The sequence below is a fragment of the Diaphorobacter oryzae DSM 22780 genome, assembly GCF_059568935.1.
Genome location: NZ_JCANUL010000011.1, coordinates 37,135 through 56,245 on the forward strand (window position 1 = coordinate 37,135; position 19,111 = coordinate 56,245).

17 protein-coding genes are annotated in these 19,111 nt (G+C 69.7%); 9 read left to right on the top strand and 8 right to left on the bottom strand.

Going from position 1 to position 19,111, the window contains the following annotated elements:
• Positions 1-48: 48 nt before the first annotated feature.
• The gene (locus tag BP68_RS15370) at positions 49-2,124 is read right to left on the bottom strand and encodes an ATP-dependent helicase (protein ID WP_496373307.1); all 2,076 of its coding nucleotides are present in this window, start codon (positions 2,122-2,124) and stop codon (positions 49-51) included.
• Between the two features lie 171 nt (positions 2,125-2,295).
• On the opposite strand from BP68_RS15370, the gene BP68_RS15375 reads away from it, so the two are divergent.
• Positions 2,296-3,246 (top strand): AEC family transporter, encoded by a 951-nt coding sequence (locus tag BP68_RS15375; RefSeq protein WP_496373309.1) that lies wholly within the window; start codon positions 2,296-2,298, stop codon positions 3,244-3,246.
• Positions 3,247-3,306: 60 nt separating this feature from the next.
• Here BP68_RS15375 and BP68_RS15380 read toward each other — a convergent pair whose 3' ends face one another.
• Positions 3,307-4,218, bottom strand: a complete 912-nt coding sequence (locus BP68_RS15380; protein ID WP_496373311.1) for an IPTL-CTERM sorting domain-containing protein — start codon at positions 4,216-4,218, stop codon at positions 3,307-3,309.
• Positions 4,219-4,224: 6 nt separating this feature from the next.
• Between BP68_RS15380 and BP68_RS15385 the strand changes: the two genes are divergently transcribed.
• Positions 4,225-4,485, top strand: coding sequence for a hypothetical protein (locus tag BP68_RS15385; protein ID WP_496373313.1), 261 nt, complete (start codon positions 4,225-4,227; stop codon positions 4,483-4,485).
• 389 nt (positions 4,486-4,874) lie between these two features.
• Positions 4,875-5,027, top strand: coding sequence for a hypothetical protein (locus tag BP68_RS15390; protein ID WP_496373315.1), 153 nt, complete (start codon positions 4,875-4,877; stop codon positions 5,025-5,027).
• 27 nt (positions 5,028-5,054) lie between these two features.
• Here the strand turns inward: BP68_RS15390 and priA are convergent, their stop codons facing one another.
• Both priA and hemE read right to left on the bottom strand, forming a co-directional pair.
• Complete coding sequence (gene priA / locus BP68_RS15395) at positions 5,055-7,208, bottom strand: replication restart helicase PriA (RefSeq protein ID WP_496373317.1); 2,154 nt, start codon at positions 7,206-7,208, stop codon at positions 5,055-5,057.
• Positions 7,209-7,918: 710 nt separating this feature from the next.
• Positions 7,919-9,031 carry a uroporphyrinogen decarboxylase gene (gene hemE / locus BP68_RS15400; RefSeq protein ID WP_496373319.1) on the bottom strand — a complete coding sequence of 371 codons (1,113 nt, stop codon included), beginning with the start codon at positions 9,029-9,031 and terminating at the stop codon, positions 7,919-7,921.
• Between the two features lie 214 nt (positions 9,032-9,245).
• Here hemE and BP68_RS15405 point away from each other — a divergent pair, with 214 nt between their 5' ends.
• The gene (locus BP68_RS15405; RefSeq protein WP_496373321.1) at positions 9,246-10,211 is read left to right on the top strand and encodes a Bug family tripartite tricarboxylate transporter substrate binding protein; all 966 of its coding nucleotides are present in this window, start codon (positions 9,246-9,248) and stop codon (positions 10,209-10,211) included.
• Between the two features lie 72 nt (positions 10,212-10,283).
• The gene (locus BP68_RS15410) at positions 10,284-11,618 is read left to right on the top strand and encodes a sulfatase family protein (protein WP_496373323.1); all 1,335 of its coding nucleotides are present in this window, start codon (positions 10,284-10,286) and stop codon (positions 11,616-11,618) included.
• A gap of 130 nt (positions 11,619-11,748) precedes the next feature.
• On the opposite strand, the gene BP68_RS15415 is transcribed toward BP68_RS15410, so the two are convergent.
• Positions 11,749-12,654, bottom strand: coding sequence for a LysR family transcriptional regulator (locus tag BP68_RS15415; protein WP_496373325.1), 906 nt, complete (start codon positions 12,652-12,654; stop codon positions 11,749-11,751).
• 152 nt (positions 12,655-12,806) lie between these two features.
• On the opposite strand from BP68_RS15415, the gene BP68_RS15420 reads away from it, so the two are divergent.
• Genes BP68_RS15420 through BP68_RS15430 form a run of 3 tightly spaced genes read left to right on the top strand, consistent with a single transcriptional unit; the run spans position 12,807 to position 14,524 of the window.
• Positions 12,807-13,787: a TerC family protein gene (locus BP68_RS15420; RefSeq protein WP_496373327.1), complete on the top strand. Its 981-nt coding sequence runs from the start codon at positions 12,807-12,809 to the stop codon at positions 13,785-13,787.
• A 16-nt stretch (positions 13,788-13,803) separates the two neighbouring features.
• Positions 13,804-13,965, top strand: a complete 162-nt coding sequence (locus BP68_RS15425) for a hypothetical protein (RefSeq protein ID WP_496373329.1) — start codon at positions 13,804-13,806, stop codon at positions 13,963-13,965.
• Positions 13,966-13,975: 10 nt separating this feature from the next.
• Positions 13,976-14,524 (top strand): DUF2062 domain-containing protein, encoded by a 549-nt coding sequence (locus BP68_RS15430; protein WP_496373331.1) that lies wholly within the window; start codon positions 13,976-13,978, stop codon positions 14,522-14,524.
• A 124-nt stretch (positions 14,525-14,648) separates the two neighbouring features.
• On the opposite strand, the gene BP68_RS15435 is transcribed toward BP68_RS15430, so the two are convergent.
• The 3 genes from BP68_RS15435 to nhaA all read right to left on the bottom strand — a co-directional run bounded on the left by BP68_RS15435 (position 14,649) and on the right by nhaA (position 17,858).
• Positions 14,649-15,962, bottom strand: coding sequence for an O-acetylhomoserine aminocarboxypropyltransferase/cysteine synthase family protein (locus BP68_RS15435; RefSeq protein ID WP_496373333.1), 1,314 nt, complete (start codon positions 15,960-15,962; stop codon positions 14,649-14,651).
• Between the two features lie 62 nt (positions 15,963-16,024).
• The gene (locus tag BP68_RS15440) at positions 16,025-16,540 is read right to left on the bottom strand and encodes a CoA-binding protein (protein ID WP_496373335.1); all 516 of its coding nucleotides are present in this window, start codon (positions 16,538-16,540) and stop codon (positions 16,025-16,027) included.
• Between the two features lie 61 nt (positions 16,541-16,601).
• Positions 16,602-17,858 carry a Na+/H+ antiporter NhaA gene (gene nhaA / locus BP68_RS15445; RefSeq protein WP_496373337.1) on the bottom strand — a complete coding sequence of 419 codons (1,257 nt, stop codon included), beginning with the start codon at positions 17,856-17,858 and terminating at the stop codon, positions 16,602-16,604.
• Positions 17,859-18,053: 195 nt separating this feature from the next.
• On the opposite strand from nhaA, the gene BP68_RS15450 reads away from it, so the two are divergent.
• Positions 18,054-19,100: a formylglycine-generating enzyme family protein gene (locus BP68_RS15450; protein WP_496373339.1), complete on the top strand. Its 1,047-nt coding sequence runs from the start codon at positions 18,054-18,056 to the stop codon at positions 19,098-19,100.
• Positions 19,101-19,111: the final 11 nt, after the last annotated feature.

Here is a 19,111-nt window from a genome sequence, read left to right on the forward strand (position 1 = left end):
TCAGTAAAGCGCTGGCAGCTATCAATAAATGAGTTCTTGGCATGCTGTTCAGGGGGGCGTGGGGCCGGCGGCGGCCTGGGCCTTGCGGGCGAATTCCTCGCGCAACTGGCGCAGCTTCTCGCGCGGGTCCTCGCGGGCGGTGGTGGCGTCGAGCTTCATCTCGGCGATGAAGCGGCTGGGCTGGCAGGCCACCATCTCGCGGCCCTTCTTGCGCTTCTTGGTCCAGCCCACGGCCAGCGTGCGCTGGGCGCGGGTGATGCCCACGTACATCAGGCGGCGCTCTTCCTGCAGGCGCTGCAGGGTGTCGTCGCTGACCTTTTCCTGGCGGCCGTCGTCGTCGTCCAGCTTGAAGGGCAGCATGCCCTCGTTCACGCCGGCCAGCACCACATGCGGCCACTCCAGGCCCTTGCTGGCGTGCAGGGTGGACAGCACCACCATGTCCTGCTCCTGCTCCTGCTCGCGTTCGCTGATCGTGGACAGCAGGGCGATGGTCTGCGCCACCTCCAGCAGGCTCTTGGTCTCGCGCGTGGTCACCACGCCGGCGGTGTCGTCCACCTGCCCGCCCGCGCGCTGGGCCATCCAGTCGCAGAACTCCAGCACATTACTCCAGCGCGCGGCGGCCACCTTCTCGCTGTCCTCGCTGTCGTACAGGTGCTGTTCGTAGCCCAGTTCCTGGAGCCAGTCGGTGAGGAAGGCGCGTGCGGCTTCGAAGCCGTGGGTGTGGCGGGCGCGGTGTTCCAGGTCGTTGATGGTGCGGCCGAACTCCAGCAGCCCTTCCATGCCGCGCTTGGGGATCACGGCCGGCAGCATGGCGTTGAACAGTGCGCCGAACATGCTCTGCTTGTGCTGCGTGGCGAACTCGCCCAGGGCGCCCAGCGTGGTGTGGCCGATGCCGCGGCGCGGGCTGGCGATGGCGCGCAGGAAGGCCGGGTCGTCGTCGTTGTTGATCCACAGCCGGAACCAGGCGCACAGGTCCTTGATCTCGGCGCGGTCGAAGAAGCTGGTGCCGCCCGAGACCTTGTACGGAATGTTGGCCTTGCGCAGCGCCTTCTCGAACGGCTTGGCCTGGTGGTTGGCGCGGTACAGGATGGCGAAGCTCTTCCACGCCGGCGGCGGGTTGGCCGCGGCGCGCAGGCCCTGGATGCGGGCCACGGCGCGCTCGGCCTCGTGCTCCTCGTTGTCACACTGAACCACGCGCACGGGCTCGCCCTCGCCCAGCTCCGAGAACAGCGTCTTCGGGAACAGTTTTGGGTTGGGCTGGATCACGTTGTTGGCCGCGCGCAGGATGGCGCTGGTGGAGCGGTAGTTCTGCTCCAACTTGATGACCTTGAGCTGCGGGAAGTCCTGCGGCAGCTTCTTCAGGTTGTCCAGCGTGGCGCCGCGCCAGCCGTAGATGCTCTGGTCGTCGTCGCCCACGGCCGTGAAGTGGGCGCGTTCGCCCACCAGGTATTTCAGCAACTCGTACTGCGTGGCGTTGGTGTCCTGGTACTCATCGACCAGCACATGGCCCAGCAGGCGCTGCCACTTCTCGCGCACCTCGGGGTGGCCGCGCAGCAGGCGCATGGGCATGCCGATCAGGTCGTCGAAGTCCACGCTCTGGTAGGCCGTCAGGCGTTCCTCGTAGCGCTGCATGATCAGGGCGATGCTGCGCTCGTGGTCGTCCTGCGCCATGGCCAGGGCCTTGCGCGCGTCCCAGCCCTGGTTCTTCCAGGCGCTGATGGTCCACTGCCACTGGCGCGCCGTGGCCAGGTCGGTGGTGCCGCCCGAGCAGTCCTTGAGGATGCCGGTCACGTCGTCCTGGTCCAGGATGCTGAACGAGGGCTTGAGGCCCAGCACATGGCCGTCCTCGCGCACCATGCGCACGCCCAGGGCGTGGAAGGTGCAGACCAGCACATCCTTGGCCTGGCGGCCGATCAGGCCGGCCGCGCGCTCGCGCATCTCGGCCGCCGCCTTGTTGGTGAAGGTGATGGCGGCGATGCGCCGCGGCGCCAGCCCCTTGTCGATCATGTGGGCGATCTTGTGCGTGATCACCCGCGTCTTGCCGGAGCCCGCGCCCGCGAGCACGAGACACGGGCCGTCGGTGTAATGCACTGCCTGCAACTGAGCGAGATTGAGACCGGACATGGGGGAGAAGGGAGGGCGCGCCACCGACCGACTGGCGTGCGGCGGAGGGCGGTTGGGAGACGAACCAGCGCCCGAATGATAGCGGCGCGCGCGCGGCCATGGCGCCAGCGGGGCGGCGAGCAATGGTGTAGGAGTGTGTCGGGCGGTGAGCGCGCTGCCACAATCGCGCCCGTGCTGTCCGTACTCATCGTTACCTTCCCGTTCTTCGCGCTCGTGCTCTGCGGCTACCTGGCCACGCGCAGCGGCGCGCTGCCGACCGGGGCCATCGGCGGGCTCAACAGCTTCGTGCTGTACTTTGCGCTGCCGTGCATGCTGTACCGCTTCGGCGCCAGCACGCCCATCGCCCAGCTGCTGGACCCGGCCGTGGCCGGCGTATACCTGCTGTGCGCGCTGCTCATGGTGGCGGGCGCCATCGCGCTGACGCGGCGCGCCCTGGGCTGGAACGACGCGGCCTTCGGCGCCCTGGTCACGGCCTTTCCCAACACCGGCTTCATGGGCGTGCCGCTGCTGGTGGCGCTGCTGGGCGCGCAGAGCGCGGGGCCGGTGATCCTGGTGCTGACCATCGACATGGTGATCACCAGCTCGCTGTGCATCGCCCTGTCGCGGCTGGACGGTGCGGGCACGCACGGCGTGGCGATGGCGCTGCGCAACGCCTTCAAGGGCATGGCGACCAACCCCATGCCCTGGTCCATCGTGCTGGGCGGCGTGGCGTCGGCCCTGCAATGGCAGTTGCCCGGCCCCGTGGACCAGACGCTGGCCATGCTGGCGGGCGCGGCCTCGCCCGTGGCGCTGTTCACCATCGGCGCCGTGCTGGCACGCTCGCAGATGAACGCGCACGAACGCGTGCCGCCCGGGCAGTACGTGCCGCTGGCGCTGGCCAAGCTCATCGTGCACCCGCTGCTGCTGTGGTGCCTGGGCCGCGCGGCCATCGCCCTGGGCCTGCCGCTGTCGCCGTTCGGCCTGACGGCCATGGTGCTGGTGGCGGCCCTGCCCAGCGCCAGCAACGTGGCACTGCTGACCGAGCGCTTCGGCGCCCACGGCGGGCGCGTGGCGCGCATCATCCTAGTCAGCACGGCGCTGGCGTTCCTGAGCTTTTCGGGCGCCGTGGCGCTGCTGACCTGATTGCTCTGCTATTGATAGCTGTCAGCGCTTATTGCATAAGCGCTACAGCCAAAAATTGCCCTAAACCCGCCCACGCCGGCGCTGCCACAGCAGGCCGCCCGCCAGCAACAGGCTGAGCGCGGCCACACCCCATTGCGACAGTGTGGGAATGCCGTGGGCGCTCCCCGGTGCTGGCGCTGCGGCGACCGCGGTAATGGTCAGCACCACCGAGGTGCCGCCTGGGTAGCTGAGGCTGGCGCTCACGCCGGCGGGCAGCGTGCCCAGGGTGAAGGTGCCGCTCACGCCGCCAGGTGCGGCGCGCAGCAGGGTGTAGTTTTGGCCCACGGCCGGCGTGCCGGCCAGGTTGCTGATGTTCACGGTGGCGCCGGCAATCCAGACCGAGCCGCCGGGCGGAACGCTGGGGCCGGTGGCGTCGATCAGGTCGGCCGTGACAGCCGTCGCGTCGATCTCGGCGTTGTAGGTTGCCCCGCGCAGGTCGAAGAAGGGCGCGGTGAGGGTGCCAATGGAATGGCCCGGGGCAATGGTGCCCGCGCCCAAAAACACGCTGCCGTTGATGGTGCCCGTGCCGCGCAACGTGTTGCCCGCGACCCCGGTGGTGCGCAGCGAACCGTTGACGGTGGCGGCGTTCAGCTCCACCGTATTGCCCGCCGTCTGAATGTCAATGGCATCGCTGGTCGTTGCCCCGGTGCCGGGGGCCACCGTGCCGCTGACCCGCACCAGGTTGCCGGTGCCGGTAATGGTGATGCCCGTTCCGGGGCTGCCGCCGGTGCCGCTATCGGCGAGGCTGGACCCTCCTGCGCCCCCGTTGCCTCCTGTTGCACCGGTGGTGGTGATGGTGTTGTTGTTGCCGCGTACCAGCAAGCCAGAGCCGCCGCCGCCGCCCCCGCCGCCGCTGCCCGGTGTCGGAACTGATCCGCCTGCTCCACCGTTGCCGCCAACGACCGCGCCTACCGTGCAATTGTTCCCGTTCATGAAGATATGGGCGCCAGCGCCACCGCCGCCGCCGCCGCCGCCACTAATGCCCCCGACACCGATTGGAGAGCCGCCTTTGCCGCCATCAAAGCCTGTTTGCACGCCCCCTGTGCAGTCCCGTCCGTCGGCACCGCCGCCGCCGCCGCCACCACCGCCGCCTACTACGCCTCCCCCATCGGCTCCGGCACCGGCAATACCGCCAGAACCTCCGGCTGCACCAGTGTCACCGTTGCCTCCGTTCGCCCCATCGAGGCTGGCAATGGCTGATTGCCCATCGGACGCAAGTACACCGCCTGCGATGCCACCGTTCGCGCTGCCGGAGCCCGCGCTGCCCACTGGGCCAACCCAGCCACCAGCATTGCCGCCACCACCACCGCCGCCGCCCATAAGGGCTGAGCCACCACCACCACCCGACCCGCCCGCCAGGGAGAGTGCTGGCGTCATGGCCAGGCATGCGGCCAGGGCCAGGGCCCTCAGGGGAAAGCGCTCAGGGGCCTGGCGCTGGGCGGAGGATGTGAAGGTGTTCATTGATGCGGTTGGTGAAGGTAATAAAACGTTAAACATTAATAATAAATGTTGATTTTGGCAATTTTTTGCGCCAACCATGCCTGCCAGATCGCAGCGGGCCAGCCCGGCCATTGGGCGCAATCGGGGCGGTGCAGCACCGCTATGGCTGGTCCGCGGGCGCCAATGGCCATGTGAACACCACCACGACCCAGGCGCCGGGGACGAGCTATGTGCCGGCCCATGCAGGCCTGGGGGCCGGCGTTTCGCTGCAGGGCACCAAGATCAACCGTGGGATGAAGTAAGCGCCGGGGTGGTGGCGAGGCCGGCACTCAGATGGCCTGCGGGTCCACGTCCACCAGCCAGCGCACCAGCCCCTTGTGGCGCGGGCGTTCGGCGTGCAGCAGGGGCTGCCAGGCGGCCAGGAAGCGCTGCAGCGCGGTGCGGTGCGGGCTTTCGATGAGCATTTGCGCGCGCTCCACGTCGGCCACGCGCTGGATGGCGAGCGGCACGGGCGGGAACAAAAACACCTGGTCCAGCCCCGGCAGCTGCGCGGTGCGCGCGGCGTCGCTGGCGGCCTGCAGGAAGGCCTGGGCGGTCTCCTGGGTGCGGGCGTCGGCGCGCACCAGCGCCTGGTGGGCGAAGGGCGGCATGCCGGCATCGGCGCGCTCGGCCAGCTGCTGGGCGGCGAACGCCGGGTAGTCGTGGCGGCGCAGGGCGGCGAACACGGCGTGGTCGGGGTGCCAGGTCTGGATCCACATCTCGGGCGGCTGGCCCTGGGTGGCGATGTAATGCGCGTCGCGCCCGGCGCGGCCCGCCGCCTGCATGAGCAGGGCGAACATGCGTTCGGGCGCGCGGAAGTCGCTGGAGAACAGCGCCCCGTCGGGCTGCACGGCCGCCACCAGGGTGACGCGGCGAAAGTCGTGGCCCTTGGCCACCATCTGCGTGCCCACCAGCACGTCCACCTCGCCGCTGTGCACCTGGGCCAGCTGCTCTTCCAGCGCGCCCTTGGCCTTGGTGGTGTCGGCGTCGATGCGGGCCACGCGCGCGGCGCGGCGCTCGGGCGTGATCACGTTGCGCAGCAGCGCGGCCAGTTGTTCCTCCAGCTGCTCGGTGCCGCGCCCCAGGGGCAGGATGTCGGGGTTGCCGCAGCCGGGGCAGGCGCGCGGCACGCGCTGCGTAAAGCCGCAGTGGTGGCAGCGCAGCGTGCGGTCGGTCTTGTGGAACACCTGGTGGGCGCTGCAGTGCGGGCAGTCGCTCTTCCAGCCGCAGTCGTGGCAGTGCAGCACGGGGGCGAAGCCGCGGCGGTTGAGCAGCACCAGGCATTGCTCGCCGCGCTCCACGCGTTCGGTGATGGCGGCCAGCAGCGGCGGCGAGAACACGGCGCCGCGCGGCTGCTGGCCCATGTCCACCAGGCGCACGCGCGGTAGCTCGCCCGCGCCGATGCGGCTGGGCATGTGCAGGCGCAGGTAGCGCCCGCCCTGCGGGTCTTCGGGCGTGGGCGGGCGGCTGGCGTGCCAGCTTTCCAGCGAGGGCGTGGCGCTGCCCAGGATCACCTTGGCGCCCGTGGCGTGGCCGCGCCACAGGGCCAGGTCGCGGGCGGAGTAGCGCGCGCCCTCCTGTTGCTTGTAGCTGGCGTCGTGTTCCTCGTCCACCACGATCAGCGCCAGCCCCGGCAGGCTGGCGAACACCGCCATGCGCGTGCCCAGCACGATGCGCGCCGCGCCCGCGTGCGCGGCCAGCCAGCTTTTCAGGCGCTGGGGGTTGGTCATGCCGCTGTGCAGGCTGACCACCGCGCCCTCGCCGTACAGCGGTGCAAAGCGTTCGCGAAAGCGCGCCTCCAGCTGGGGGGTGAGGTTGATCTCGGGCACCATCACCAGGGCCTGGGCGGTGGGCGCCGCGGCCAGCGCCTGCTGCGCGCAACGCAGATAGACCTCGGTCTTGCCGCTGCCGGTGCTGCCAAACAGCAGGAAGGGGCCGGGTTGGGTGCCAATTTGGCCGCAAGCGCTTTCCTGCTCTGCGCTAAGTGCTATTAAATCAGGACTGTTCTGAGAGGCGTCCGCCGCGGCGCTGGGGCGGCGCAGGCGGCGGGCGAGTTGCTCCGGCGTGAGGTCGCGCAGCTGCGGCGGCAGGGCGGCCAGTGCCACCTCGCCCAGGGCGCGCTGGTAGTAGCGCGCCGAGAACGCCACCAGGCGCCGCCAGCCGGCATCCAGCGGCGCAATGCCGTCGAGCACGCCCGTCACCGGGCGCGGCGCCATGCCGGCCGGCAGGGGCGCGGGCTCGGCCGGCGCGTCCCAGACCACGCCCAGCACCTCGCGCGTGCCCAGCGGCACGCGCACCAGGGTGCCCGGCGGCAGGGGCCTGTCGCAGGCGTAGCTCAGCAGATCGCCCACCGCGCTGTGCGCGGGCGTGCTCACGGCCACCTGCACCAGGCCCATGGCGGGTGCGGGCGTCTCGGCGGCGTGGGGCGCGGTGGAAGGGGGCATGGGCGGGGTGGTTGGGGGTGTGGGCGGCGGAACCGCATGATTCCACAGACTTACCCCCAGAAATCAGGCGATCTGTGGATAACTTTGTTGACAGATGGTGCCGACGAGCGCTGGGCGGGCGTGGCAGGGCGCTGGGGTGCTAGCAGATTGATAGGCCGGTGTGGCGAAAAATGTATATGAATCAATGATCTATGCTGCAGCGCAAGAACCGGCGCGATAGCCGCTGGGGTATGGCGGGTGCATGCCGCCGCTCCACCAAACATGTGCACAACTGCGCTGTCAATAGGGAGAGCCATCCCCAAAATGTGGTAGGGCGCGGATCGGATGCGGGACTTTTCATGCACATCCGGCGGCAAGTGCTTGATTTTACGAGGAATTCGGGAGAAGTTCAGTTTTTCTGTGGATAACTTTGTTGATATCCACTCCCCACCCCCCGCAATGCCTTATGAATACATGCTTTGCTTAGCGTGCCCGCAAAAGCGGCAGGGCTGCGATGTCTATATGAATCAATAACTTGCGTGCGATCTTCTTTTTTTGGATGCGCACGCATGTTGCGCTGGTATCCAATTGTCGCCGCGCTGCCATGCGGGCAGAAATGTGCATAAGTCACGGGGCGGGTGCGCCGGAGTGAGCCGGCACTCACCCCCGTGGCGGCCGTGCAGGAACACCGGTGCGTGCGCGCCGCACCGGCGGGCGGGCCGGGCGCCCGGTCAGCCCTGCCGCAGGGCGCGGGAGTGGCCGTGCACGGTCTCCACCAGCGCCGCGACATGCTCGGGCGGCGTGAACTGGCTGATGCCGTGGCCCAGATTGAAGATGTGGGTGGGGCCGCAGGTGGTGCGGTCGGTGTGGGGCTTGCCGAAGCTGTCGAGCACGGCGCGGGCCTGGGCGGCCACCTGCTCGGGCGGGGCGAACAGCACGTTGGGGTCGATGTTGCCCTGCAGCGCCTTGCCGGGGCCGCCGGCCTGGCCGCCGACGATGGCGCGGGCCTTGCCCAGGTTGGCGGTCCAGTCCAGGCCCAGCACTTCGCAGTCAATGTCCTTCATATCGTCGAGCCAGATGCCGCCGCCCTTGGTGAAGACGATGCGCGGCACGTCGGTGCCGTCCACGCCCGTGCGCTTGAGCTGGGCCAGGACGCGCTTGGTGTAGGCCAGGCTGAAGTCCTGGAACGCACCGTCGGCCAGCACGCCGCCCCAGCTGTCGAACACCATCACGGCCTGGGCGCCGGCGTCGATCTGGGCGTTGAGGTACTGCGCCACGGCATCGGCGTTCACGGCCAGGATGCGGTGCATCAGGTCGGGGCGGCTGTACATCAGCGTCTTGACCAGGCGGTAGTCGTCGCTGCCCTTGCCCTCGACCATGTAGCAGGCCAGGGTCCAGGGGCTGCCCGAGAAGCCGATCAGCGGCACGCGGCCGTTCAGCGCGCGGCGGATGCTGGTGACGGCGTCGAACACGTAGCGCAGCTTGTCCATGTCGGGTACGGCCAGCTCGGCCACGGCGGCCTCGTCGCGCACCACCTTGGCGAAGCGCGGGCCTTCGCCCTCGGCGAACGACAGGCCTAGGCCCATGGCGTCGGGCACGGTGAGGATGTCGCTGAACAGGATGGCCGCGTCCAACGGGAAACGCTCCAGGGGCTGCAGCGTGACCTCGGTGGCGTACGCCACATTCGTGGCCAGGCCCATGAAGCTGCCCGCCTGGGCGCGCGTGGCCTTGTACTCGGGCAGGTAGCGGCCGGCCTGGCGCATCAGCCACAGGGGGGTGTAGTCGGTGGCCTGGCGGCGGCAGGCGCGCAGGAAGGTGTCGTTCTGGAGGGGGGCGAAACTCATGGGGCGATTGTCGCAGGGTGGCCCGCCGCGGTGCCTGCGAAGCCCATGGGGCTTGCCTCAGATCAAGAAAGCCGGGGCGCGGGGCCGGCCTACCTAGGGAATATCCTCATAACGATACCCCCTGAAAGCTGTGCCAGCATGGAGGGCTTGCCGCATCGGTCAGGCCCGGTGCGGTCCCGATCCCCCCGCAGACAAGAAAGAGACGAGACTCCGCATGATCCAACGCCGTCAGTTCCTCACCCGCTCCGCCCTGCTGGCAGCCGCGCCGCTGGGCGCCGCACCCGCATTCGCGCAGGACGCCACCCTGCGCGTGGTGGTGGGCTATCCGCCCGGCGGGGCCAGCGACCGCGTGGCCCGCATCGTGGCAGACAAGCTGCAGGCGGCGCTGGGCAGCCCCGTGATCGTGGAGAACAAGGTGGGCGCGGGCGGCCGCGTGTCGGCGCAGTACGTGAAGGCGGCGCCCGCCAGCCAGCCCATGCTGCTGCTGGCCAACCCTGCGGTGATGGTGGTGTCGCCCCTGGTGGTGAACGACCTGGGCTATGACCCGGCCAAGGACTTCGTGCCCGTGAGCGAGGTCAACAGCTATGTCTTCGGCGTGGCCGTGTCGTCGGCCGTGCCCGTGAAGGAACTGCAGCACCTGCTGGCCTGGATGCGCGCCAACCCGCAGCAGGCCAACATCGGCGTGCCCGCCACGGGCAGCCTGCCGCATTTCTTTGCGCTGATGCTGGGCAAGCAGGCCCAGGTGGCGGCCGAGGCCGTGGGCTACAAGGGCTCGGCCCCGCTGCTCACCGACCTCATCGGCGGCCAGATCCCCGTGGCGGTGGACACGCTGGACGTGCTGCTGACCCAGCACGAGGCCGGCAAGCTGCGCCTGCTGGGCGTGTCTGCTGAGCAGCGCCACCCGCTCGCGCCGCAGGTGCCGACGCTGCGTGAGGGCGGGGTGGACCTGGCCGCCGCGGGCTGGAACAGCTTCTTCGCGCCCAAGTCCATGCCCCAGGCGCAGGTGGACCGCTATGCCGCGCTGATCCACAAGATCATGCAGGACCCCGACGTGGTGCGGCAGTTCAAGTCGAGCAAGCTCGACCCCGTGGCCAGCACCGCCGCGCAGACGCGCGATCGCCTCGCGGCCTACCGCCAGCAGTGGGAGCCGGTGATCCGCTCCTCGGGCTACAAGCCCTAAGCTCTGCTATTGTTTTTGATAGCTCAGCGCTTGCCAGGCAAGCGCTGGCGGCCTTTTTTCTGAAAACCAGTGATGCAGCGACCGAACATTGTCTTCATCGTGGCCGACGATCTCGGCTATGCCGACCTGGGCTGCTACGGCGGGCGCGACGCCGCCTTCGGCCCCGTCTCGCCCGTGCTCGACCGGCTGGCGGCCGAGGGGCTGCGCCTCACCCAGGGCTACTCCAATTCGCCCGTGTGTTCGCCCACGCGCTTCGCGCTCATGACGGCGCGCTACCAGTACCGCCTGCGCGGCGCGGCCGAGGAGCCCATCCGCACCGCCACGCGCGGCAACGACCGGCTGGGCCTGCCGCCGGCGCACCCCACGCTGCCCTCGCTGCTCAAGGAGGCGGGCTACCGCACCGCGCTCATGGGCAAGTGGCACCTGGGCTACCCGCCGCACTTCAGCCCGCTGCGCTCGGGCTACGAGGAGTTCTTCGGCCCCATGTCGGGCGGGGTGGACTACTTCACGCACTGCGGCGCCAACGGCACGCACGACCTGTGGTTCGGCGAGGAGGAGCGCGCGCAGCAGGGCTACCTCACCGACCTCATCACCGACCATTCGGTGGACTACATCGCGCGCATGGCGCCGGGCGCGCGCGCCGGCCAGCCGTTCTTCCTCAGCGTGCACTACACAGCGCCGCACTGGCCCTGGGAGACGCGCGACGACGAGGCACTGGCGCAGGAACTGCGCGACAGCGGGCAGGCCATCTACCACCTGCACGGCGGCAACGTGGAGAGCTACCGCCGCATGATCCACCACATGGACGAGGGCATCGGCCGCATCGTGGAGCAGCTGCGCGCGCAGGGCCTGGAGCGCGACACGCTCATCGTCTTCACCAGCGACAACGGCGGCGAGCGCTTCTCGGACAGCTGGCCGCTGGTGGGCGGCAAGATGGACCTGACCGAGGGCGGCATCCGCGTGCCGTGGATCGCGCACTGGCCCGCCGCCATCGCGCCGGGCGGCGTGAGCCGCCAGACCTGCCTGAGCATGGACTGGTCCGTCACCCTGCTGGAGCTGGGCGGCGCGCGCCCGCACCCCGACTACCCGTGGGACGGCCGCTCGCTGGTGCCGCTGCTGCGCGACGCGGCCTGGACCGAGGAGCAGCCCCTGTTCTGGCGCATGAACCACCGCGGCCAGCGCGCCATGCGCCAGGGCGACTGGAAATACCTGCGCGTGGACGGCGTGGACTACCTGTTCAACCTGGCGCAGGACGAGCGCGAGCGCGCCAACCTTGCGCCGCTGCTGCCCGAGCGCCTGCAGGCCATGCTCACGGCCTGGGAGGCCTGGAACGACAGCATGCCGCCCATCCCGGACGATGCGACGGTGAGCCTGTGCTACACGGTCAAGGACATGCCGGGGAGGTGAGTCTCCCCCTGAGCCGCAGCGCGCCTTCCCGCGGTGGCGGATGCCACGCGCGGGCCGACCAGAGCGGGCGCTGGGCTTGGCATTGAGGCATGTTTTAGGCCTTTACCTGCTGGTGGTTGTGCCTTTGTAGCTATATATTTAGTAGCAATCCGCTTTTCCCCGCCTCCAGCAGCCGCGTGAGCAGTGGGTGCATCACCTTGCGGGCGCTGTAGATCAGGTGGAACTGCTCGTGCACATCGGGCGTGGTACCCACCTGCACCAGTCCGTAGGTCTGCGCCAGGTGTTCGCCCAGCGACACGGGCGCGGGCATCACGCCCATGCCTGCGGTGGCGAAGGTGCTCAGCAGGGCGCTGTCTTCAAACTCTCCTGCGATGCGCGGGCGGATGCGTTCACGCTCCAGCCAGTGGTCGATGCGTGCGCGCATGGCGGCGTGGTCGGTGGGCAGCAGCACGGGCACCACGGCCAGGCTGTGGGGAAAGCTGTTGGCAGCCACCTCGGCCCACAGCGGGGGCGCATACCAGGCGATGGCGCTGCTGCCCAGCAGCTGGCTGGTGGTGCGCAGTGCGGGGTTGGGTGGTGCGGCGCGGTCGGCCAGCACCGCGTCGAGCTTGTGCAGCGTCAGCTCGCCCAAGAGGGGCTGGAACTCGCCCTCGTGGCACAGCAGGCGCAGGTGGGGTTCTTCCAGCACGGGCGTCAGCAGCCGGTGCAGGGCCAGTTTGGCAATGCCGTCGGAGATGCCCAGGTTCAGGCGCAGCGTCTGGCCGCTGGCGGCCTCGCGCACGCGCACGGGCAGCAGCTCGCCCAGCGCAAAGATGTGGTCCGCCTCGTGCAGCGCGGCCACGCCCGCGTCGGTCAGCACCAGGTTGCGGCCCTCGGTGCGCAGCAGGCTCACCCCCAGGGATTTCTCCAGTTCGCGCACCTGGGCGCTGATGGTCTGCACGGCCATGTCCAGCCGCTCGGCGGCACGCGCGATGCCGCCCTCCTTGGCCACCACCCAGAAGTAGAAAAGATGGCGGTAGTTGAAGCTTTGGCTCATGGGCGCCTTTTGGTGGAAAAACGAGTTTGGTTCGTAAAAACCGAACCAATGCTACCAATTTGACAGGTTTTTAAGAATCCACTGCGTCCCTACAGTGCGGGTCTGTTGCCGGGTGGGGCGCCCGGCCAAGCATTCCCCTTTGGAGAAAGATCATGGAAACAATAGGCACCTGGTGGATGTGGACGGGTTTTGCCGTCTTTGTGGTGGTGGCCATTGCCATCGACCTGTTGGTGATGGAGCGCCAGGGCGCACACAAAGTCACGATGAAAGAAGCGCTGCGCTGGAGCCTGCTGTGGTTCTCGCTGGCCTTTGTGTTCGTGGCCATCCTGTGGTGGTACCTGGATGGCAGCCAGGGCCGCGAGGTGGCCAACACGGTGTCGATGCAGTTCATCACCGGCTACCTGGTGGAGAAGAGCCTGTCGGTGGACAACATCTTCGTCTTCCTGATGCTGTTCAGCTACTTTGCCGTGCCGCCGCAGTACCAGAAGCGTGCGCTCATCGTCGGCATCATCGGCGCCATCGTGCTGCGCACGCTGCTGATCCTGGCTGGCGCGTGGCTGTTGGCCACCTTCCACTGGCTGCTGTATGTGTTCGGCGCGTTCCTGGTCATCACGGGCGTGAAGATGTGGTTTGCAGCGGGCCAGGAGACCGACATCGCCACCAACCCGGTGCTCAAGTTCCTGAAAAAGCGCATCCGCATCACCGACCAGTTCGACGGCGAAAAGCTCTCCACGATGATCAATGGCGTCAAGCACTTCACGCCCCTGTTCGTGGTGCTGGTGCTCATCGGCACCACCGACATCATCTTTGCTGTGGACAGCATCCCGGCGATCTTTGCGATCACCAGCGACCCGTTCATCGTGCTCACGGCCAACGTCTTCGCCATCCTGGGCCTGCGTGCGCTGTACTTCCTGCTGGCCGACCTGGCCAACCGCTTCCACCTGCTGGCCTATGGCCTGGCGCTGGTGCTGGTGTTCATCGGCGGCAAGATGCTGCTCATCGACCTGGTGAAGATCCCGATTGGCTACGCGCTGCTGGTCACCGCCGGGCTGATCGCCGGTTCCATCTACCTGTCGTTGCGCAACTCGGGTGAAAGCGCCCATGGCGCCCCGGCCCTGCCCCGCAAAGGCTGAAACAAGGTCACACGCCATGGAACTCTTCGACTCTGTGTTGCTTGTTCTGCTGGGGGGCCTGGTCGCGGCCACCGTCACCGCCCACCGGGCGGGCAACGAGCGGCGCGATGTGCGGCTGCTGATGGGGCTCTCTGCCTTGTGTGGCGCCGGGGCCGCTGCCGCGCTGCTCTGGGACTGAGGAGGGGGCGATGCAGATGCTCTGCACCTTGCGCCGCTGGCTGCGTGGGCTGGAACCCCGGGCGCGCGCCCACCTGGAGCGCGGCTGGCTGGCGCGCTACCAGCCCTGGCTGGAGCAGCGTGCGCTGTTCCGCTTTCAGCGCCAGCCGCTAGCGCGCGGGGTGGCGGCGGGCATGTTCTGCGGGCTGATCCCCGGCCCGCTTCAGATCCCGGGCACGCTGCTGGCCTGTGCCTGGCTGCGCGGCAACATCGTGGCGGGTGGCGTGGCTACGTTCTACACCAACCCGCTCACCACCGTTCCGCTGTATGTGCTGGCGTTCTATCTGGGCGCACTGGCCATGCCCGGCACGCACACCCTGCCCGCATGGAGCAGCGTGGTGCCGGGTGGCGACTTTTCGGCACAGGCGCTGGGCACCTGGATGCAGGCCCTGGGCGTACCGCTGCTGGTGGGCTTGCCCACGCTGGGACTGGTGATGGCAGTGCTGGGCTATGTCACGGTGCAGCTGCTGTGGCTGGCGCCCGCATGGCAACGCAAGCGGCGGCTGGCACGCCGCCGCTGAGCGCCGCCTTGGGCGCGCCATGTGGGCGCAGCCCCCGCCAGCGCCACCGTGGAGCTGGCTGGCGGCGTTTTCAGGGGGCCAGCCGCGGACTACTGCAGGGATGTGCGGCGCTGGGCGTAGGCCCTCAAGTGCGCGCCAGCGCCTGGTCGATGTCCCAGAGGATGTCGTCCAGGTCCTCGATGCCCACCGACAGCCGCACCATGTCAGCGCGCACGCCGGCGCGCTCCAGCTCCTCTTCGCTCAGCTGGCGGTGCGTGGTCGAGGCAGGGTGGATCACCAGCGTCTTGGCGTCGCCGATGTTGGCCAGGTGGCTCAGGAACTCGCAGGCGTCGATGAACTTCTCGCCGGCCGCGGCGCCGCCCTTCACGCCGAAGGTCAGGATGCCCGAGGCGCCCGGCTGTCCGTCCACCGCGCGGAACTGCTTGCGCGCCAGCGCATGGCTGGGCGAGTCGGGCAGGCCCGGGTAGTTGACCCAGGCCACCTGCGGGTGGGCTTGCAAGAACCTGGCCACGGCCAGCGCATTGCGGCAGTGCTCGCGCATGCGCAGGTGCAGGGTCTCGGCGCCCTGCAGCAGCTGCCAGGCGTTCAGGGGCGAGAGCACGCCGCCGAAGGTGCGGTTGACCTCCATGCGCGCCTTCATGGTGTAGCCGAAGTCGCCAAAGGTCTCGTAGAACTTCACGCCGTGGTAGGCGCGGCTGGGCTCCACCATCTCGGGGAAGCGGCCGTTGTCCCAGGGGAACTTGCCACCCTCGACCACCACGCCGCCCATGGTCGTGCCGTGGCCGCCGATGTACTTGGTGGCGCTGTGCACCACGATGTCGGCGCCTAGGGCCAGCGGGTTGCACAGGTAGGGGCTGGCCACGGTGTTGTCGATCACCAGCGGCACGCCGTGGGCGTGGGCCACGTCGGCTATTGAACCGATGTCCAGCACGTTGACCAGCGGGTTGCCTATGGTCTCGCCATAGAAGGCGCGGGTGTTGGGGCGCACGGCGCGGGCGAAGTTCTCGGGATCGGCGGGGTCCACGAAGGTGGTCTCGATGCCCAGGCGGCCAAAGCCCACGCCCAGCTGGCCCACCGTGCCGCCGTACAGCGTGCTGGCCGCCACGATGTGGTCGCCGCTTTTCAGGATGGCCAGCAGCGCCGCCATCTGCGCCGCCATGCCGCTGGCGCAGGCCAGGGCCGCGCGGCCGCCCTCCAGGCTGGCCATGCGCTCCTCCAGCACCGCCACCGTGGGGTTGCTGATGCGGCTGTACACGTTGCCGAAGGTCTGCAGGTTGAACAGGCTGCTGGCGTGCTCGGCGTCGTCAAAGACGAAGCTGGTGGTCTGGTAGATGGGCGTGGCGCGTGCGCCGGTCACGGGGTCGGGCTGGGCGCCGGCGTGGATGGCGCGGGTGCCGAAGCCGAAGGCGCGCTCGCCGGAAGAGCTGGGTGCGGTCATGGATTTATAGGTCAAAAAGGCCTGCAGCGCTTGTGCGGCAAGCGCTGAATGCTATGAATAGGCTAGTGAAACGGGCGGCGCAGGCGCTTGGACGAGATCACCTTGGTGTCCACGCCCATCCAGCCCAGGCCGCCGAACAGGCGCGCGTGCTCGATCTTCACGCAGCGGTTGTGGATCACCTGCAGGCCCGCGGCCTCGGCCTTGGCGCTGGCGGCCTCGTGGAACACGCCCAGCTGCAGCCACAGGCATCGCGCGCCGATGGCGATGGCCTCGTCGGCCAGCGGCGGGATGTCCTCGCTCTTGCGAAAGCAGTCCACCATGTCGATCTTCACGCCCTGCGCGGCCAGGGCGGCGGCGGCATCCAGCACGCTGGCATAGGCGGTCTCGCCCAGGATCTGCCCGCCGTCCCGCGCCACCAGCGGGTTCACGGGCACGATGCGGTAGCCATGGGCCTGCATGTACTTGGCGGCAAAGTGGCTGGGCCGGTGCCATTGCGGCGACAGGCCCACCACGGCGATGGTGCGGCACTGCGCGAGCACGTCGCGCAGGGTGCTGATGGTGTCGGGTGTGCGGAGCATGCCGGCAGTGTATGCACAGGCGCGCTCCTTGGGGGATGGGGCGTGAGGGTGCGCCCCCCGCTCAGCCGGCGGCGCCGTGGGCGGCGGCGTGGCGCCGCTTGAGCCACAGTCCCCAGGCCAGCCCCAGCAAAGCGGCCAGGCCCGAGGCCAGCAGCACGCCGCGCTTGGCCGCGTCCAGCATGGCCGCGTTGTCGAACGCCAGCGTGGCAATGAAGATGGCCATGGTGAAGCCGATGCCCGCCAGCAGCCCGGTCAGCAGCAGGCCGCCCCAGCCCATGCCCGGCGGCAGCGCGCACAGGCGCAGGCGCACGGCCAGCCAGCAGGCCGCCAGCACGCCCAGCGGCTTGCCCGCCACCAAGGCCAGGGCCACGGCGGTCGCGAGCAGGGCGGCGCCCGCCACCGGCTCCTGCGCGCCGCCCAGGGCCACGCCCGCATTGGCCAGTGCAAACAGCGGCATCACGCCGAACGTCACCCAGGGGTGCAGGCTGGCTTGCACGCGCAGCACGGGGGCGGCGCTCTCGCGCCCGGCCAGGACATGCACGGGCGTCACCAGGCCCAGCACCACGCCGGCCAGCGTGGGGTGGGCGCCGGTCTGCCACAGGCCCCACCACAGCACGGCGCCCGCCGGCACGTAGGCCCAGGCGCGGCGCACGCCCAGCTGCTGCAGCAGCAGCACGGCGCCCAGGCCCAGCGCGGCCACGGCGAACATCGGCCACTGCAGGCCGCCCGAATAGAACAGCGCGATGATGAGCACGGCCACCAGGTCGTCGATGATGGCCAGCGTGAGCAGGAACACCCGCAGCACCGGCGGCAGGCCGCGCCCCAGCAGGGCCAGCACGCCCACGGCGAAGGCGATGTCGGTGGCCGTGGGCACGGCCCAGCCGCTGCGCAGCGCGGGCGGCACCAGCGCCAGGTAGGCCAGCGCCGGCACGACCACGCCGCCCAGCGCCGCCAGCACGGGCAGCAGCGCATCGCGCGGGCGGGCCAGGGCGCCGTCGTGCAGCTCGCGGCGGATCTCCATGCCCACGGCGAGGAAGAACACCGTCATCAGTGCATCGTTGATCCAGAAATGCAGCGATTGCGTGACCTGCCAGTCGCCCAGCGCGATGGACAGCGGCAGATGCCACAGCGCGTGGTAGCCATGCGCCCAGGGCGAGTTGGCCCAGGCCAGGGCGGCGGCGGCGGCGATCAGCAGCACGATGCCGCCAGCGGCATCGGCATGGGCCAGGCGGGAGAGGGCGGCGCCGGTACGGTCGGCCAGGGGGAGAAGGGCGGGCGCGCGCGGCGTGGCGCGCCGCGGGGTGGTGGGGCGATGCATGGCAGGAAAGAAAAGGGGCCGTTGACGGCTCTTGGATGCGCAGGCGGCCCGACCTGCGCTGAACATACCTGCCCGGCCGCACTGTGCGGCATGGACACCCGGCAAGCAGTATAAAAAACCAGGGCCGCCGCGCCGCCGCGAAAAACCCCACGCCCTACACTGCGGACCATCGACCAATCGCACCAGGAGCCCGCCATGGCCCGTGTCCCGCCCCTTCCCCTGCAAGGCGTTTGCGTGCTGGTGGCCGCTTGGGCTGCGGGGGCGGTGCAGGCGCAGGGCGCGCCGCAGCTGTGGGTGAACTCCCTGGACATGGCCTTCGTGCGCATCGCGCCGGGGAGCTTTCGCATGGGGGGCAGCGAGCCGGCCGAGGCGCTGGCGCGCGCCTACCCGCAGATGGAGCGCCGGCGCCTGGAGCAGCTGGCCGACGAGGCGCCCGTGCACACCGTGCGCATCACGCGCGCCTTCTACCTGGGCCGGACCGAGGTGACGGTGGGGCAGTTCCGGCGCTTCGTGCAGGCCTCGGGCTACCAGCCCGAATCCGAGGCCGACGGCACCGGCGGCTACGGCTACAACCCGGCCTACGACGGCCCCGCCAGCGCGCGCGGCGACGCCTTCGAGGGGCGCGACCCGCGCTACTCCTGGCGCTATCCCGGCTTCGCCCAGGGCGAGGACCACCCCGTGGTCAACATCACCTGGCACGACGCCCACGCGCTGGCTGCCTGGCTCAGCGCCACCGAGGGCCACCGCTACCGCCTGCCCACCGAGGCCGAGTGGGAATACGCCTGCCGCGCCGGCACGCGCACCCGCTACCCGCAGGGCGACGACCCCGCCACGCTGACGCGCCATGCCAATGTGTTCGACCAGGACGCCGTGCCCCACTGGCCGCAATGGCAGCACTGGCGCGCCCAGGCTGCGCCGGGGCATGACGGCCATGCCTTCACCGCGCCCGTGGGCAGCTTCGCGCCCAACGCCTTCGGCGTGCACGACATGGTGGGCAATGTGTGGGAATGGGTGTCGGACTGGTATGGCGAGGACGCCTACGCACGCGCCCCGCGCGACGACCCGCAGGGCCCGGCCACGGGCCAGGCGCGGGTGCGGCGGGGCGGCTCGTGGCACACCTGGCCGCTGTATGCGCGCTGCGCGTTCCGCAACTGGAACACGCCCCAGACGCGCTACACCCTGGTGGGCATGCGCCTGGTGCGCGAGCTGGACGCGCCCCCGGCGCGCGGTGCGCGCCGCTGAGCCGCGCGGGC

What these genes read in the sequence shown, in the direction of transcription:
- BP68_RS15370 (WP_496373307.1), bottom strand. Translation starts at nt 2,124, where the DNA reads ATGTCCGGTCTCAATCTCGCTCAGTTGCAGGCAGTGCATTACACCGAC.
- BP68_RS15380 (WP_496373311.1), bottom strand. Translation starts at nt 4,218, where the DNA reads ATGAACGGGAACAATTGCACGGTAGGCGCGGTCGTTGGCGGCAACGGT.
- BP68_RS15385 (WP_496373313.1), top strand. Translation starts at nt 4,225, where the DNA reads ATGGGCGCCAGCGCCACCGCCGCCGCCGCCGCCGCCACTAATGCCCCC.
- priA (WP_496373317.1), bottom strand. Translation starts at nt 7,208, where the DNA reads ATGCCCCCTTCCACCGCGCCCCACGCCGCCGAGACGCCCGCACCCGCC.
- hemE (WP_496373319.1), bottom strand. Translation starts at nt 9,031, where the DNA reads ATGAGTTTCGCCCCCCTCCAGAACGACACCTTCCTGCGCGCCTGCCGC.
- BP68_RS15405 (WP_496373321.1), top strand. Translation starts at nt 9,246, where the DNA reads ATGATCCAACGCCGTCAGTTCCTCACCCGCTCCGCCCTGCTGGCAGCC.
- BP68_RS15410 (WP_496373323.1), top strand. Translation starts at nt 10,284, where the DNA reads ATGCAGCGACCGAACATTGTCTTCATCGTGGCCGACGATCTCGGCTAT.
- BP68_RS15415 (WP_496373325.1), bottom strand. Translation starts at nt 12,654, where the DNA reads ATGAGCCAAAGCTTCAACTACCGCCATCTTTTCTACTTCTGGGTGGTG.
- BP68_RS15420 (WP_496373327.1), top strand. Translation starts at nt 12,807, where the DNA reads ATGGAAACAATAGGCACCTGGTGGATGTGGACGGGTTTTGCCGTCTTT.
- BP68_RS15425 (WP_496373329.1), top strand. Translation starts at nt 13,804, where the DNA reads ATGGAACTCTTCGACTCTGTGTTGCTTGTTCTGCTGGGGGGCCTGGTC.
- BP68_RS15430 (WP_496373331.1), top strand. Translation starts at nt 13,976, where the DNA reads ATGCAGATGCTCTGCACCTTGCGCCGCTGGCTGCGTGGGCTGGAACCC.
- BP68_RS15435 (WP_496373333.1), bottom strand. Translation starts at nt 15,962, where the DNA reads ATGACCGCACCCAGCTCTTCCGGCGAGCGCGCCTTCGGCTTCGGCACC.
- BP68_RS15440 (WP_496373335.1), bottom strand. Translation starts at nt 16,540, where the DNA reads ATGCTCCGCACACCCGACACCATCAGCACCCTGCGCGACGTGCTCGCG.
- nhaA (WP_496373337.1), bottom strand. Translation starts at nt 17,858, where the DNA reads ATGCATCGCCCCACCACCCCGCGGCGCGCCACGCCGCGCGCGCCCGCC.
- BP68_RS15450 (WP_496373339.1), top strand. Translation starts at nt 18,054, where the DNA reads ATGGCCCGTGTCCCGCCCCTTCCCCTGCAAGGCGTTTGCGTGCTGGTG.